Raw genomic sequence first — 15,757 nt, 5'->3', positions numbered from 1 at the left:
TAAATATAGTAGGCTGCAAAATTTAGGAGGTTTTTCGCTTTACATTTGAGTAATGGACAAGCGTACCGACCCAGATTCAAAATCAGGATTTTAACCAGCAGTCTACATAATGCCTTTAAGAGCAATATGATAAAGCAGCATGATGGTTTTACCGTCGACAATCTTGCCTGTTTCTATGCCGCGTAATGCCTCTTCAAGCGTCATTTCCAGCACGTCGATATCTTCTCCCTCAGCCTTGATCCCGCCGCCTGCGCCGGTTCTGTCTTTCGGCTGATACTCGGCAAGATAAAAATAGAGTTTTTCCGTGACGGAGCCCGGGCTCATATAGGCTTCAAAGATTTTCTGCACGCTCGAAACCTGAAACCCTGTCTCTTCTTCCGCTTCTGCTTTTATGCGGCTTTCGGGATCCATGTTGTCCAGCAGTCCCGCCGCGGCTTCGATTAAATCGTCCTCATGGCCGTTGATAAAGACAGGAAAGCGGAACTGGCGCGTCAGGATCACCGTTTTTTCCTCACGGTTGTAGAGAAGAATAGTCGCGCCGTTGCCACGGTCGTAGACCTCCCGTTTCTGTCTTTGCCATTCGCCGTCACGGCGCTGCAGGTCGAAGGTGTATTTTTTAAGGTTGTACCAGTTATCTGACAGGGTTTCACTGTCAATGATGCGCACATCTGCACGTTTTGATTGCACGTTTGTTCCTCCTTACGTAGAGTAATTATCATAAACAGCATTATCGTGCACTTTCAAGATAAAACATGCAACATCAGGAATTCATGATGCTCACCAGTCAGCGAAAAAAATTGATCCTCGAAAAGCTCGGCGCCGAAGGTCAGGTCCAGTCAAAAGCACTCAGCATGCTCTTTGACGTCTCTGAAGACACCATTCGGCGTGATTTACGCGAGCTGGCGGCAGAAGGGCGTTTACAGCGGGTTCACGGCGGCGCGCTGCCGTCATCTTCTGCTATTGCTCCCTTTGCCGAACGGCAATCCGTGAAGATGGATGCAAAAAAGAGGGTCGCCCGGAAAGGGGCTCAGCTGATTTCATCAGGGCAGGTGGTGATCGTTGACGGTGGCACGACAACATCGGAGCTGATTACGTTTTTCCCTCCTGACCTGCGCATCACGGTGGTTACGCACAGCCCGAGCATCGCACTGCGGCTAGTGGATCATCCGTCCATCGAGGTGATTCTGATCGGCGGTCGCTTGTATAAACACTCCATTGTTGCGGTTGGCGCTGCGGCCATCGAAGGCATCGAAAATATTCATGCAGATCTGTTCTTTATGGGCGTGACCGGGATCCATCCTGAAGCGGGGCTGACAACCGGCGATTTCGAAGAAGCGTGCATCAAACGTGCATTTTCCGGCAGAGCCGCGGAGACGGTCGTCCTGGCTTCCCCGGAAAAGGTCAACACAGCGTCTTCGTTTGTGATTGGCGATGTGTCATCGGTGAACACCATCGTCGTTGAAGACAATACCGATCGGGACTGGATCCGCGCGGTATTGGAAAAAGGGGTCTCCGTCGTGTTGACCTCGGAGAGTGACTGAAAAAGCCTTGTGCTACACGCCCTCCGGCGCATGGCACACTGCCTCGATATTGTGGCCATCGGGCGAGATGACAAACGCGGCATAGTAATTTTCACCGTATGACCTCAACCCCGGCCCGCCGTTATCACGTCCGCCGGCGCGCAGGGCGGCATGGTAAAATTCATCGACCTGCTGGCGCGTGTTGGCTACAAACGCCAGATGCAAAAGGGCAGGTTTTTCATTTGTCTGAAAAAGACAGAGCGAAACATCGCCTGAACTCATTTCGACACCGTAGTCTGGCGTGCCCTCATCGATGAGTTCTACACCAAGCGGCTTAAGCGCATGGAGGAAGAAGGTTTTACTTTTTTCATAATCACTGACGCCGAATTTCACATGATCGAACATGGTTCCTTCCTTTATGAGATGGAGAAATAACCAGTATAGAAGGAGAGTGGGGCGACCATACGAAATAACGTGTCAATGTGACAGTCATCAATTTATGCAGTCTTTTCCGATGCCGAAGCGGACAAATGGCATATTTAAAACGTCAGGGTTTGAGCTGGAAAAATAGACCAATCCGGTTCTGTTGTCCCGCGGGTTGTATTTTTTCAACATTTCAAGCTCAATGCCGGTGCTCATAAATGTTTTCCCGTTTTTATCAAACAGGAAGAAACACATTTTATTATCTTTGCCCGGCTCAATACTTTTACCCGACGCGTTATCAAGCGTAACCTTGTAGCTAACCATATATTTTGCTTCGCCCGTTGTACTGTCCCATTGGCTTCCCTGAGACTCTTTTTGAGCGAAAATGGTTATCCCGGTGAGCTTGTCGTCATGGCTCTCTTTCTTAGCGGCCTGAGCCGTCCCGGCGGCGGACAGCGCTAACGCAAGACAAATTCCTTTAGTCATGAGACTTCGCATTTTTCTTCCTCTTCATTTTTTACATTGATTCACTTAGCTATAACGCCGAACGCTTTCGTCCAACGAACGTCCAGCGCAGGTAGTCGTAAAGCCAGTTAAACAGCATCGTATAGGGCAGGAAAAACAGCACCAGGCCAATCTCAACAAAAAATGCCTCCGTCACGGTCAGGTTCAGCATAACCATTGCCACAGGGATTAAGGAGATGATAAGTCCCGTTTCAAAACCAACCGCATGGATTGCGCGAACGAGAAATGTGCGTTGAAACTGATGTTTTTTCTGCAGGGAATCAAAGAGCTTATTAAAAATAAAATTCCAGACCGTTGCGGTAAGTGCAGATATCACGGACAACGAACCTGACTGAAGTACCGACACGTTCATCAGCCAGGCGAGTGACAGCGCGATGATAACGTTGGCCGTCACTTCAAAAATGACAGCATGGAAAACTCTCTCTTTAAAACTTTTATTTAATTCAATTTCCATTTGCTTACGACAGCGTTTTCAAAAGCTGAAGTATATCAGACATTTTTCAACCCTTTCTAAACGTGCAGGTTATGTTAAATACAGCCCAGGCCCGCTAGTGTAGAACGCACGGCCTCGGTAAGAGGGGTCTGCGGTTCATGGCCTAAAAAGGCGATCAGTTTTGAATTATCCATCTCTATTGTCTGCTCCCAGAGATAGCGCATCTCCCGCATTTCACGCAGCGTGGTGTTAAACGGACTCATTGCAGAGACCAGCCACCATGGAAATGACTTCACCTTCGCCTTAATACCGGCATGCTCCGCGACGTGCTTAACGGCTGCGGTCATCGTTGTCCCATCAGGATCCCAGTGTCCACGCATATGGAAACAGGAAAACGGTTCGAGTTCATCCCGCCGCGCCAGCAATGCCGCAACGGTTTCGGCGACATCCGGCAGATAAGCCCACTGATGTCCTGCGCCGGGTTGCCCGGGATTTTTAATAACCTTGGGTGGATGCCCTGATTTTACCAGTCCCTGTGAAAACCAGTTGTTGCCTGCGAGGGGACCAAAAAAGTCACCCGCCCGCAAAATGAGCACCTTTCCGCCACGCTGAGCATAGGCTGAGAGCGCCTTCTCCATTTGCACGCGTATGGCTCCTTTTCGGGTAACCGGATCCTGAGGGGAATCCTCGCGTAAGAGGGGAAAAGCATCCGGACCGTAGTTATAAATCGTGCCCGGCAGAACGATTAATGCACCGTTTCGCTCCGCTGCGTTGATGGTGTTATGCAGCATGGGTAAAACCAGCTGTTCCCAGTTTCGATAACCCGGCGGGTTAACGGCATGGACAATCACGCTGCAATCTGACGCCGCTGCCTCAACCCGTTCAGCATTCTGCGCATCGCCGCTTATCCAGGTCATGCTTTCGTTGCGATCGTCATGTTGAGGAGCGCTGCGGCGCAATGCCCGAACATCCCATTCGTCACGGATCAATTTACGGGCAATTTCGCCACCGATCCCACCCGTTGCGCCCAGTATCAGTACCTTATTTGTGCTTATCATTGTCTGGCCCTTATTGGATATCTGCTTGACATCTTAAGGGCTGCACGAGCTAAATGTAATTGCATAATATAAACCAACAGGTATGCATTTTTGTATGAAGCTAAATATCCCGTGGGAATGGTATCGCACCTTTTTGGCCGTGATGAAAGAAGGGTCTTTGTCAGGGGCCGCACGCAGGCTTGCCATTACCCAGCCAACCGCCGGACGCCACATTGCGGCACTGGAATCAGCCCTGGGCCTCGTTTTATTTACCCGTTCGCAGACGGGATTGCAGGCCACGGATGCAGCCGTTGAGCTGAAGGGCCATGCGCAGGCGATGGAAAATACGGCCATGATGATTGAGCGGTCGGCTGCGAGTTTCAGCTCCGGCGCAACCGGGTTGCGGGGCGTGGTGCGCGTCGCCGCCAGTGAAATCATCGGCACGGAGGTTCTGCCTCCCGTGATTGCACAGATAAAGGATGCATATCCGCAAATAACCGTTGAACTGGTTCTGTCTAATCGAGTTCAGGATTTACTGAATCGGGAGGCGGATATTGCCGTACGCATGGCCACGCCGGTGCAGGAGCAACTGATTGCCCGTCGGATGGGAAGGGTTGAAATAGGTCTGCATGCAGCGCCAGCCTATCTGTCACGACGTGGTGCTCCGGAAAATATTGATGAGTTATTCACCCATACGCTTGTCGGTTTCGATAATTTAACGCCCTTTATTTTACAGGCACTTAAACAATATCCACAGCTAAACCGCGATCGGTTTACCGTACGGACCGACAGTGATATTGCCCAATTAAACCTTATACGCGCAGGGGCCGGTATCGGAATGTGTCAGGTTCAACTGGCAGATTTTTCTCCGCCGTTGCAGAGGATAATGCCTGATTACTTTGCGTTTCATCTGGACACCTGGCTGGTGATGCATGAGGATTTACGCCACAGTCAGGCCTGCAAAACGGTGTTTGATTTTCTTGCTGAGGGTTTACAGGCTTATATCAACAGAGCAAAACGGTAAGCCATGCACTGTGAGGCGATCATGACGATAGCAGCACGTGAGAAGACACTATCAGAGGACATCAGCATCCAGGCCCAACGTGTCCATAAGATGCCAGATTTCTTCTGATTCCACATTGGTACGCATAATGTATATTATGTTAAATGTAATATGGACATCAGAGAATAAGCCATAAACCGTTCAGTCAAACCCCTCATAGCTGCCTTCCCTCTCACATCAATGCAGTAACCTTTGGATCACTGCATCGGTTACTGAGGAAGTTATCTTTTATTAAGATATTTATTGAAGAATGCCGTGATGTTATCGAACGGGATCTTATCCATACGATCATATAAATGAAGGTGTATACAGACTACCATCCCGTCATCAACATGCTCCATCAAATGACCAATTTCGTTGATGATATGTCTGGCACCATGCTCCGTTAACAATACTAGTAACGGGTCGATACCCCTCTCTGACTTGGACCTTTAAGGAACATCTTTACGATTTGATCGCTGAGTTAACGCTGCTATTATCTAAGTCTTAATAAGCGCAGAATCCAGGTATCTCCAGCGCCGGCGTGAAGGCAGCGATCCGCGCAGGCGTCTACCCGAAACGTTTCCCCAGCGAATCATTACAAAAATCACTGCAACGTGAGCTGATGAGTGCCGTGAACAACGCATCGGCTTTTGTGGGCAGTTCACTCACGGGAACGATCCGCAATCCTCAAAACACCGTCCAGTCCGGGCGCTATGTAGTCGGTCTGTTGCAGTCATTTTCGCCTAACTAAACGCTGAGTATTCAAATGGTTAAAGTTTTTTCCCGCCGCCTGCAACACTGTAACGAGGTGGCTACCAGCATAAGCAATGCCTCCCCGACACAGCTGCAACAGCTAAAGACTGAGTTGGCTGACGAAATGGGCAAACCTGTAGGTCTACACACCATGGGTATTCCAGCGGCGATCAGTACCCTCGGGGTGATTGTCAGTTTCGCTATTCCTCAGCTGTGGCTGGGGTATGGCGTACTCGCAGGACTCGACCAGCCAGCGGAACACGTATTCGTCTGGGTTGTCCTGATCGCCCTTCTGTTCGCTGGCCTTAACGGCGTGACGATGTTTATGATTGGCAAAGGCAGCATGCGCGCCGTGAGGTTACACCTTACGCTGGCGGTGATAAGCCTGGTATTAACAGCAGCCTATATGCTGGTCGCGCTGAGCGGTAGCGCAGCTCCGGGCGTCAGTCTGACCGCGGCGCTAGTGAGTATCGGCATGCTACTGCTTAGCGGCAGCTGTATCCTTTCCACCGCCTTCTATAAGATGCTGCTGTTTACTCTGCATAATCGTGCCTGGCGCAAGCTTCTCAGCCAGACGCGTGCTAAAACAGCGCGCTAAGGGTTCATCCCGTAAAAAACCCGCCATCGCTGGCGGGTTTTTTTATGGCTTTTTATGCCTGCGCAGCCAGATTAACTTGTATGCCGCAGGAATAATAAACAGCGATAACAGCGGCGCCGTGATCATCCCGCCAATCATCGGCGCCGCTATCCGACTCATGACCTCTGACCCTGCCCCCGTTCCCCAAAGAATGGGCAGCAGGCCGGCAATAATCACCGCGACAGTCATGGCCTTAGGCCGCACGCGCAGCACGGCGCCATGGTAAAGGGCGTCATCAAGCCCCTGTTCAGTGAACGTGTCCCGATGGGACAACGCCGGCTGAGCCTCAACGGCATGACGCAAATACATCAGCATGACTACGCCAAATTCTGCCGCCACCCCGGCCAGGGCGATAAAGCCGGTGCCGGTTGCCACAGACATATGGAAGCCCTGCCAGTAGAGGAACCATATTCCCCCGACCAGGGCGAACGGCAGGCTCATCAGGATCAGCAGCGCTTCATCCACGCGGCGGAACGCCAGATACAGCAGAATGAAGATAATCATCACCGTCATCGGCACCATCAGCTTCAGTTTCTTGTTGGCGTGCTCGAGGAGCTCAAACTGCCCGGAGAATGAGACGCTGGTGCCCGGCCTCAGCTTTACGTTCTGACTGATGGCCGTCTTAATGTCGTTCACCACCGACACCATATCCCTGCCGCGAGCATCGATATAAATCCAGCTCGCAGGGCGGGCATTCTCCGTTTTCAGCATCGTGGGGCCGGAAACCACGTTGATATCCGCCACATCGCCCAGCGTGATCTGCTGTTTCATCGGCGTCAGGATCGGCATTTGCTTCAAGGCGTTCGGGCTGTTTCGGTAGTCCTGCGGATAGCGGATATTAATCGGGTACCGGGCGACGCCTTCCACCGTTTCCCCCACCGTCGCCCCGCCGATGGCTGATGAAACGAACAGCTGCACATCGCCCACCGTCATCCCGTAGCGCGAGGCTTTTTCCCGGTTGATATCGACATCAATGTAGCGCCCGCCCTCCAGACGTTCAGCCAGGGCTGACACCACGCCCGGCACCGTTTTGGCTACCGCCTCGATGCTCTGCGCCGTGGCGTCGATATCCGACAGAACGGTACCCGACACCTTGATACCAATCGGGCTTTTGATCCCGGTTGAAAGCATATCGATGCGGTTACGAATGGGCGGAACCCAGAGATTCGCCAGGCCGGGCAACCGAACGGTCTTGTCGAGTTCGTCAATAATCTTGTCAATCGTCATGCCGGGACGCCACTCATTCTCAGGTTTGAGCTGGATGGTGGTTTCCACCATTTCGAGCGGAGCGGAATCCGTTGCGGTCTCAGCCTTACCCGTTTTACCAAAAACGGAGGCCACTTCTGGCACGGTTTTGATTAACTTGTCCGTGGTCTGCAACAGTGCGGCCGCTTCTGCCGGAGAGACGCCCGGCAATGTTGACGGCATATACAGCAGATCGCCTTCGTTGATCTTCGGCAGGAACTCGCCGCCCACCTGGCTGAGAGGCCAGATCACCGTGAAGATGGACAAAGCCGCAACCAGCAGGGTTGTTTTTGGCCAGCGGAGCACCTTAATCAGTAGCGGATGGTAGGCTTTAATCAGTAGCCTGTTCAACGGGTTACTGGTCTCAGCGGGAATCTTACCCCGGATCCAGAACCCCATCAGGATGGGGATAACGATTATAGCCAGCGCAGCCGCACCTGCCATGGAGTACGTTTTGGTGAAAGCCAGCGGACCAAACAGCCGCCCTTCCTGCCCCTCAAGAGTAAAGATGGGAATGAAGGATAAGGTGATAATCAGCAGGCTGATAAACAGCGCGGGGCCAACCTCGACAGAGGCGTTGGTAATCACCTTCCAGCGGGTGGCGTTATCAATCTGCTCTCCCGGATGCTGGAGATCCCACTCTTCGAGCCGTTTGTGCGCGTTTTCAATCATGACGATGGCGGCATCCACCATCGCCCCGACGGCAATGGCAATGCCTCCCAGCGACATAATGTTGGCGTTCAGCCCCTGGAAATGCATGACGATAAAGGCAATACACAGGCCAAGCGGCAGAGAGATAATCGCGACCAGCGCAGAGCGGACGTGCCACAGGAACAGTGCGCAGACGATGGCCACCACGATAAACTCTTCGAGCAGTTTGGAACTCAGGTTGTCGATTGCCCGATCGATGAGCTGGCTGCGATCGTAGGTGGTCACAATCTCAACGCCTTCCGGCAGGCTGGCCTTCAGCGTCTCAAGCTTATCTCTCACCGCCGTAATGACTTCGCGCGCATTTTTTCCCGAACGCAGGATCACCACGCCACCCGCAACTTCCCCCTGCCCGTTTAATTCGGCAATGCCGCGGCGCATTTCCGGCCCCGTTTGTACGCGGGCGACATCGCGAAGATAAATCGGTACCCCGTTCTCTCCGGCTTTCAGGACAATGTTATTGAAATCATCCATCGTCTGCAGATAGCCGCTGGCCCGGACCATATACTCCGCTTCCGCCATTTCAACTGACGATCCCCCCGCCTCCTGGTTAGACGACTCAAGTGCCTGCTTAACTTCCGGCAGGCTAATGCCGTACTGAGCCAGTTTTAACGGATTGACCTGGATCTGATACTGCTTTACCACGCCGCCGACGGAGGCCACTTCGGCCACGTTCGGGATGGTTTTCAATTCAAATTTCAGGAACCAGTCCTGCAGCGAGCGCAACTCTGCGAGATCGTGTTTTCCGCTGCGATCCACCAGCGCATACTCAAATATCCAGCCCACGCCGGTGGCATCAGGACCGATTTCAGAGCTCACGCCGGCAGGCAGCTTGCCCTGAACCTGGTTCAGATACTCCAGCACGCGCGAACGGGCCCAGTACAAATCGGTGCCATCTTCAAAAATGACGTACACGTACGAATCGCCAAACTGCGAAAAACCGCGCACGGTCTTTGCGCCGGGAACCGACAGCATGGTGGTCGTCAGTGGATAGGTGACCTGGTTTTCTACAATCTGCGGGGCCTGGCCGGGGTAACTGGTTTTGATAATCACCTGAACGTCAGAGAGATCGGGCAAGGCATCGACTGGCGTGTTAATAATCGTCCATGTCCCCCAGACGCTGAGAAACAGCGCCCCCATCATGACCAGGAAACGGTTGGCGACCGACCGCCGGATAATCCATTCAATCATCATCGTCTCCTTAATGGCCAGAGTGCGCGTCGTCAGCGGCTTCAGCGTGACGCATGCGCTCCAGCGCGCCGGTAATATTGGCCTCCGAGTCAATCAGGAACAGACCGCTGACCACTACCGACTCGCCCTCTTCCAGTCCGCTACCAATGCCGGACTGCTGTTGAGATTCGTGCAGTACGTGGATCCTTTTCGGTACAAAATTCCCGTCCGCATCGACGGTAATCACGCGCTGTTCTTTGCCGGTATCGATAACGGCCTGGGAAGGGATCAGCAGCATTTCCTGGCTTTGGGTATTCAGCTTCAGGTACGCGTTCATGCCCGGTTTCAGCAGTTCATCCTTGTTAGAGACCTGCAGGCGCACCTGCAGCGTACGGGTGGTTGGATCCACGCTCGGCAGAAGACTCCATTTATCAACCGGGAAGGATTTATCCGGATAAGCCGGTATCGAAACCGCAAACTGCGAGGTCTCTTTCAGCAGATAAGCAATGGATTCAGGCACTGCCGCGCCGATCCAGACCGGATCCATCCCCTGAATTTGCGCCACCACCTTATCTTTGGAAATATTCATGCCGGTACGCAGATCAAAGGCCGTGATCGCTCCGTCGATCGGCGCCCTGATGGTAAACCGGGTCTGAATAGTACGGGTCGCACGCAGCCTCTGAATATCCTCATCCGGCATACCCGCCAGCCGAAGCCGTTCCAGAACCCCTTTGATTTGCGTCGGCGTTCCGCCGGTGCCGGATAACAGCAGAAACTCGCTCTGCGCCTCTACCCAGTCAGGAATGGTTATATCAACGAGCGGCGTGCCTTTCTTCACCTTATCGCCCGTCGTCAGCGGGTACACTTTTTCCACAAAGCCTTCCGCGCGGGCCTGCACAATGACAAACTGATAGTCGTTATAGCTGACGTTAGCCGGGATCGTCTGGGCATAATTAAGCGTTCCGCGCGTCACCTTTTGCGTTTTTAATCCCAGGTTCTGGACCTGCGTCGGGTCAATACGGATACCGGCACTGCTTTTATTGGCGTTTTCATCCGCATATTTCGGTACCAGATCCATATCCATAAACGGCGATTTGCCGGGCTTATCGAATTTAACGTCGGGCTTCATCGGGTCATACCAGAAAAGCACCTTTCTTTCAGAGGCGCTATTTTCTGTTTTTTCAGATGAATGAAGCGCCTGCCGTGCCGTCACCGATATCAGCCCTCCCGCAATAAGGCTGCTGACTATCACGGCAGCATATTTTATTTTTAATGAGGCCATGCCGCGTCTCGCTATTTAATGCTCTTGAGTAAAGAGAGATTGCCCTGCTGAACAAACGAGAAATTCACGTGGTTACCGATTTTTAAGGCATTAATACTCTCGTCAGCCTGAATAAAGGTAAAACGCATGGTCATCGCGGGCCAGCCAATTTCCGGGATCGCTTCATGGGAAATCGTGACTTTTTTATTCGTGAGATCAATGTCCTTCACGATGCCGGTTCCCGTGATGAGCTGCTCTGAGGTCCCTTCGCTGGCAGCACTCATCATCTCGTGCTGATGAACTTCAGCCTGCAGGCCGGCAGAAAACACAATGGAGATTGCACCAAATACAACGGCCTTAAGTGAATTGCGCATGGTTATTTTCCTGTTTAATTAAATAAGGTTATTCGACCCAACCGCCGCCGAGCGCGGTGAAGAGATTAATTTCATTAACCTGCCGGGCATAAATAAGGTCGAGAATATTTTGCTGGGTAGAGAAAAGAGAACGCTCCGCGTCAAGCACTTCGATATAGCTGACCGCACCGCTGGAATATAACCCTCTGGCACGTTGAAGCGTGATGCGGAGCGAATCCAGATACCGCTGTTGTGCAGCAAGCTGCTGGTTAATGCTGTCCCGCAGCGCGAGCGCGTCGGCAACCTGTTTAAAGGCGGACTGAATTTTTTGTTCGTAATTAACCACCGACTGCTGCTGGCGAATTTCGGCCAGCTTCAGGTTGGCCTTATTTCTGCCCGCATTAAAAATAGGAATTTCTATTTTAGGAATAAAATTCCACATCCCGCTCCCGGACGTAAAGAGGCTGGACAACTCCGTGCTGCCCGTTGAAAGCCCGCTGGTCAGGGAAATAGACGGAAAAAAGGCGGCGCGCGCCGCACCGATATTCGCATCGGCCGCTTTAAGCTGATACTCCGCCTCCATAATATCCGGGCGCTGCAGCAGTATCGCGGAAGAAAGATGAGGAGGCAGTTTTACCGGCGCAACGTCGCTGGCGTTCATGCCGCCGTCACCCGGCAGCGCGCGATACGTGCCGAGGACCAGCTGCAGGGCGTTATTGGCCTGCGCCAGCTCCCCCTCTCTTTTGGCAATCTCTGCCTGCGTGCTTTCGATCTGTCCCCGGGCCTGTTCCAGCGCCAGGACGTTCGTACTGCCCGTCACCAGCTGCTGCTCAACGAATGCATAAGACTGCCGGTAATTTTTCAGCGTATCCTGCGCGATACGCAGCTGTTTATACGCCAGCTGCTGGTTGAAATAGCTCTGGGAAACGTTAGAGACGAGCAGGATATGCACCGCGCGACGGGCCTCTTCGCTCGCGAAATAGTTTTGTCGGTCGGCCTCGCTCATGTTCTTTAGCTTGCCGAAGAAATCGAGTTCATAGCTAAGCGCAAGGCCCGCGTCGTACTGCTGCGCGGTGGGTTTGTCACTTTTCAGCCCGCCGCTGTACGTGATGCCCGAGGAGGCATTCAGCTGAGGGTAGCGATCCGCATCCGTCACGTTGAATTGCGCCCGGGCCTCTTCGACCTTCAGGGCGGCCATTTTCAGATCGCGATTGTTCTTCAGGGCCTCCGTAATCAGCCCGGCAACCTGAGGGTCGACGAAAAAGTTGCGCCAGCCGGTGTCCTGATACCCCGCCGCCGCGGGCGTCAGGCCGTTACGGGAGAGCGAAAACTGCCGGGGGACAGGTGCCTCCGGCCGCTGGTACTCAGGGGCCAGCGAGACGCAGCCTGCCAGAATAAATACCGTACTGATGCTTAGTCGTTTTAACAGGAACATAACGGTTCAAATAAAGTCCAGAGTAGTTTTAGGGCTACTCTACGCAACGCATCCTGTTTGACGGGTGACAGGATAATGACAATGTTGTCATTTTTAGCGTAAGTCATTGTTAACGGCGGTACGCTCACTAGAATGTCATCAGCAGCCAGTCAGGGGAGCACGATGAAAATACTGATCGTCGAAGACGAAATGAAAACCGGTGAGTACCTGAGTAAGGGGCTGACTGAAGCGGGGTTTGTGGTTGACCACGCGGATAATGGCCTGAACGGCTACCATCTCGCCATGACCGCTGAATACGATCTGCTGATTCTGGATATCATGCTGCCCGATGTGAACGGCTGGGACATTGTCCGCATGCTCCGCTCTGCGGGAAAAGGGATGCCCATCCTGTTACTCACGGCTCTCGGCACGATTGAACACCGGGTTAAAGGGCTTGAGCTGGGCGCGGATGACTATCTGATTAAGCCATTCGCTTTTGCCGAGCTGCTCGCCCGGGTGAGGACGCTGTTGAGACGCGGAAATACGGTGATCGCGGAAAGCCAGCTTCAGGTGGCGGACCTGACGGTTGACCTCGTGTCGAGAAAGGTAAGCCGGGCCGGAAGCCGCATCTCGTTAACCAGCAAAGAGTTCAGCCTGCTGGAGTTTTTCATGCGTCATCAGGGAGAGGTGCTACCCCGCTCCCTGATTTCCTCCCAGGTGTGGGACATGAATTTTGACAGCGACACAAACGCAATAGACGTGGCGGTAAAGCGGCTTCGCGCGAAAATCGATAACGATTTTGAACCGAAGCTGATCCAGACGGTGCGCGGCGTGGGCTATATGCTGGAGGTGCCGGATGCGCGTTAAGCTTCCCGGGCGCCCTTTTTCGCTTGCCCTGCGGCTGACCTTTTTTATCAGTCTCTCCACGATACTGGCCTTTTTCGCCTTTACCTGGTTTATGCTGCATTCCGTTGAAAAGCACTTCGCCGAGCAGGATGTCAGCGACCTGCAGCAAATCAGCACCGCGATGCACCGCATCCTGCAGTCTCCGGTCGATCCTGACCAAAAGAAAATCAGCAAGATCAAAGAATCGATCGCCAGCTATCGCAACGTAGCCGTCCTGCTCCTGGATCCGCAGGGCAATATCCTGTTCAGCTCGGCGCAGGGGGCAGCACTGCGCCCTGCGATGAACGCGGCGGATTTTAGCGAACACCGCCGCGCGCAGGATGTGTTTCTCTGGACGGTTGAAGACTCTGCCGCAAACATGCACGCCGGGTCCGACATGAAAATGGAAACGTACCGGATTATCGCCTCTTCAGGCACGGCGACGCTGCAGGGCAAAACGCAGGGCTACGTGATGCTGATCGGGCTCTCCATCAATTTTCATCTGCACTACCTTGAGGCGCTGAAAAAGAATCTCCTGGCGATTGCCGCGGCGATCAGCCTGCTGATTATTCTTGTCATTCGCATCGCGGTTCGTCAGGGACATTTGCCCCTGCGTAACGTCAGCAACGCCATTAAAAATATCACCTCAGAAAACCTCGACGCGCGGCTGGAGCCGTCCCGCGAGCCCGTTGAGCTGGAACAGCTGGTCATCTCCTTCAACCATATGATCGAAAAGATTGAAGATGTCTTTACCCGCCAGGCGAATTTTTCCGCCGATATCGCGCATGAAATCAGAACGCCCATCACCAACCTGGTGACGCAAACGGAAATCGCGCTGAGCCAGAACCGCTCGCAGAAAGAGCTGGAAGACGTTCTGTACTCCAGCCTTGAAGAGTACAACCGGATGACCCGGATGGTCAGCGACATGCTTTTCCTGGCGCAGGCGGATAATAATCAGCTGATCCCTGACCGGGTGATGTTTGATTTAAGTGCTGAGGTCATGAAAGTCTTCGATTTCTTCGAAGCCTGGGCGGAAGAACGCAACGTTACGCTGAAATTTAACGGGATGCCCTGCCTGATAGAAGGCGATCCGCAGATGTTCAGAAGAGCAGTAAATAATCTGCTCTCCAATGCCCTGCGCTATACGCCAGCCGGTAAAGCGGTGACGGTCTCCATCAGAGAACAGGATAACGACGTTGAACTGATGATAGAAAATCCCGGAACGCCGATCCCGCAAGAGCATCTGGCAAAGCTGTTTGACCGTTTCTATCGCGTCGATCCGTCAAGGCAGCGCAAAGGCGAAGGCAGCGGGATCGGGCTTGCCATCGTGAAGTCCATCGTTTCGGCGCACCACGGAAAAGTCCGCGTGGAATCGGATGCGGCATCGACGCGCTTCATCCTCATCGTGCCGGGAAAAGTGGCCTGAGCGTCAGCGCACGGCCCGACACACTTCCAGTACTTTTTCCCTGAGCCATCGATGTCCCGGGTCCCTTTCCATGCGCGGATGCCACATCTGTGACACCGTAATGGTCCGGGTTTTAAACGGCAGTTCAAAGACGTGTACGCGCTTGTTCATCGGCTGATTGAGCAGGTACAGCGCCGGCACCATGGCAATCAGATCGGACGCCAGCGCCACGGATAGCGCCGTTGGAAATCCGGGCACCACGCTGGCGACCTTGCGTTTCATCCCCCGTTCCGCCAGCGCGTCATCGACAAACCCGTGTAGCGATCCGTCCGGCGAGGCCACCACGTGGCCCCACGCGACATAATCGTCAAGGCTGACGTCAGGCCGTAATGACAGCGGATGTCCCTTACGCACCGCGCCAACAAACCGATCCTGAAAGAGCCGTTGCAGCCGTATTTCCGGCCCCATATTGCTCTGCACGCCGATCTCCAGGTCGACCAGCCCCTCACGCAAATAGCGCGAGGTTTTTTCAGGTTTCGGCGAGAAGCGGATGCACACCCCGGGGGCAACGCTCGCCACCGCCGCAATCAGCAGTGGCCCAAACGCCACCACAAAACCGTCGTTGGCTCTGATGGTGAACAGCCGCTCGAGATTTTCCACCTTCAGCGCGTCGGTGGAGGGCTGCAGCACCGCCCTCGCCTCATGCACGGCGCTTCTGGCGCGGTCCCGCGTGGCTTCTCCCCAGGGCGTCAGCACCATATGACGCCCGGCCCTCACCAGAACAGGATCGCCGGTCACCTCCCGCAGCCTGCTCAGGGTGCGGCTCATGGCGGAGGTGCTGAGGTTCAAACGTCGCGCCGCGCCCGCCACGCTGGCTTCGGCCAGCAGAACGTCGAGCGCAACCAGAAGGTTAAAGTCAGGATCGGACACGGTGACTCCTAAG

Annotated in this window: 15 protein-coding genes and 2 pseudogenes; 6 read left to right on the top strand and 11 right to left on the bottom strand. The window is 53.7% G+C overall.

Annotation, left to right across the window (positions count from 1 at the left end; all coding sequences use genetic code 11):
• Nucleotides 1–102 precede the first annotated feature (102 nt).
• Nucleotides 103–687 (bottom strand): NUDIX hydrolase, encoded by a 585-nt coding sequence (locus FOY96_RS10490; protein WP_143347001.1) that lies wholly within the window; start codon nucleotides 685–687, stop codon nucleotides 103–105.
• Between the two features lie 86 nt (nucleotides 688–773).
• Between FOY96_RS10490 and FOY96_RS10485 the strand changes: the two genes are divergently transcribed.
• Nucleotides 774–1,541: a DeoR/GlpR family DNA-binding transcription regulator gene (locus tag FOY96_RS10485; protein ID WP_143347770.1), complete on the top strand. Its 768-nt coding sequence runs from the start codon at nucleotides 774–776 to the stop codon at nucleotides 1,539–1,541.
• A 12-nt stretch (nucleotides 1,542–1,553) separates the two neighbouring features.
• Here the strand turns inward: FOY96_RS10485 and FOY96_RS10480 are convergent, their stop codons facing one another.
• The 4 genes from FOY96_RS10480 to FOY96_RS10465 form a co-directional block, all read right to left on the bottom strand.
• Nucleotides 1,554–1,925, bottom strand: a complete 372-nt coding sequence (locus FOY96_RS10480; RefSeq protein ID WP_033145561.1) for a VOC family protein — start codon at nucleotides 1,923–1,925, stop codon at nucleotides 1,554–1,556.
• An 87-nt stretch (nucleotides 1,926–2,012) separates the two neighbouring features.
• Complete coding sequence (locus FOY96_RS10475) at nucleotides 2,013–2,441, bottom strand: DUF4354 family protein (protein ID WP_143347000.1); 429 nt, start codon at nucleotides 2,439–2,441, stop codon at nucleotides 2,013–2,015.
• A 37-nt stretch (nucleotides 2,442–2,478) separates the two neighbouring features.
• Nucleotides 2,479–2,922: a PACE efflux transporter gene (locus FOY96_RS10470; protein WP_033145563.1), complete on the bottom strand. Its 444-nt coding sequence runs from the start codon at nucleotides 2,920–2,922 to the stop codon at nucleotides 2,479–2,481.
• A 74-nt stretch (nucleotides 2,923–2,996) separates the two neighbouring features.
• Nucleotides 2,997–3,959: an NAD-dependent epimerase/dehydratase family protein gene (locus FOY96_RS10465; protein WP_143346999.1), complete on the bottom strand. Its 963-nt coding sequence runs from the start codon at nucleotides 3,957–3,959 to the stop codon at nucleotides 2,997–2,999.
• 94 nt (nucleotides 3,960–4,053) lie between these two features.
• Between FOY96_RS10465 and FOY96_RS10460 the strand changes: the two genes are divergently transcribed.
• Nucleotides 4,054–4,962 carry a LysR family transcriptional regulator gene (locus tag FOY96_RS10460; protein WP_143346998.1) on the top strand — a complete coding sequence of 303 codons (909 nt, stop codon included), beginning with the start codon at nucleotides 4,054–4,056 and terminating at the stop codon, nucleotides 4,960–4,962.
• A 260-nt stretch (nucleotides 4,963–5,222) separates the two neighbouring features.
• On the opposite strand, the pseudogene FOY96_RS10455 reads toward FOY96_RS10460, so the two are convergent.
• A pseudogene (locus tag FOY96_RS10455) lies at nucleotides 5,223–5,306 on the bottom strand (alpha/beta hydrolase); the annotation flags it as partial.
• A 188-nt stretch (nucleotides 5,307–5,494) separates the two neighbouring features.
• Between FOY96_RS10455 and FOY96_RS10450 the strand changes: the two are divergent.
• Together FOY96_RS10450 and FOY96_RS10445 are read left to right on the top strand one after the other, a co-directional pair.
• A pseudogene (locus FOY96_RS10450) lies at nucleotides 5,495–5,734 on the top strand (hypothetical protein); the annotation flags it as partial.
• Between the two features lie 15 nt (nucleotides 5,735–5,749).
• Nucleotides 5,750–6,334 (top strand): hypothetical protein, encoded by a 585-nt coding sequence (locus tag FOY96_RS10445; protein ID WP_143346997.1) that lies wholly within the window; start codon nucleotides 5,750–5,752, stop codon nucleotides 6,332–6,334.
• Nucleotides 6,335–6,376: 42 nt separating this feature from the next.
• Here the strand turns inward: FOY96_RS10445 and silA are convergent, their stop codons facing one another.
• From silA to FOY96_RS10425, 4 genes are read right to left on the bottom strand one after another with little or no spacing between them, the layout of a single operon-like run.
• Nucleotides 6,377–9,517, bottom strand: a complete 3,141-nt coding sequence (gene silA, locus FOY96_RS10440) for a Cu(+)/Ag(+) efflux RND transporter permease subunit SilA (protein WP_143347769.1) — start codon at nucleotides 9,515–9,517, stop codon at nucleotides 6,377–6,379.
• Nucleotides 9,518–9,527: 10 nt separating this feature from the next.
• On the bottom strand, nucleotides 9,528–10,778 hold the full coding sequence (locus FOY96_RS10435) for an efflux RND transporter periplasmic adaptor subunit (protein ID WP_143346996.1): 1,251 nt from the start codon (nucleotides 10,776–10,778) through the stop codon (nucleotides 9,528–9,530).
• An 11-nt stretch (nucleotides 10,779–10,789) separates the two neighbouring features.
• Nucleotides 10,790–11,131: a cation efflux system protein CusF gene (cusF, locus tag FOY96_RS10430; RefSeq protein ID WP_045888224.1), complete on the bottom strand. Its 342-nt coding sequence runs from the start codon at nucleotides 11,129–11,131 to the stop codon at nucleotides 10,790–10,792.
• Nucleotides 11,132–11,159: 28 nt separating this feature from the next.
• Nucleotides 11,160–12,545 (bottom strand): efflux transporter outer membrane subunit, encoded by a 1,386-nt coding sequence (locus tag FOY96_RS10425; protein ID WP_143346995.1) that lies wholly within the window; start codon nucleotides 12,543–12,545, stop codon nucleotides 11,160–11,162.
• Between the two features lie 162 nt (nucleotides 12,546–12,707).
• On the opposite strand from FOY96_RS10425, the gene FOY96_RS10420 reads away from it, so the two are divergent.
• Both FOY96_RS10420 and FOY96_RS10415 read left to right on the top strand, forming a co-directional pair.
• Nucleotides 12,708–13,391 (top strand): copper/silver response regulator transcription factor, encoded by a 684-nt coding sequence (locus FOY96_RS10420; RefSeq protein ID WP_143346994.1) that lies wholly within the window; start codon nucleotides 12,708–12,710, stop codon nucleotides 13,389–13,391.
• A complete protein-coding gene (locus FOY96_RS10415) occupies nucleotides 13,381–14,835 on the top strand; it encodes a Cu(+)/Ag(+) sensor histidine kinase (protein ID WP_143346993.1) in 1,455 nt (484 codons plus the stop codon). Before FOY96_RS10420 ends, FOY96_RS10415 begins: the two co-directional genes overlap by 11 nt.
• Nucleotides 14,836–14,838: 3 nt before the next feature.
• On the opposite strand, the gene FOY96_RS10410 is transcribed toward FOY96_RS10415, so the two are convergent.
• On the bottom strand, nucleotides 14,839–15,744 hold the full coding sequence (locus FOY96_RS10410) for a LysR family transcriptional regulator (protein ID WP_143346992.1): 906 nt from the start codon (nucleotides 15,742–15,744) through the stop codon (nucleotides 14,839–14,841).
• Between the last annotated feature and the right edge of the window lie 13 nt (nucleotides 15,745–15,757).

It is taken from the genome of Enterobacter asburiae, assembly GCF_007035645.1.
Taxonomy (GTDB): Bacteria; Pseudomonadota; Gammaproteobacteria; order Enterobacterales; family Enterobacteriaceae; genus Enterobacter; species Enterobacter asburiae_B.
This window is presented reverse-complemented; position numbering and strand designations above follow the sequence as displayed.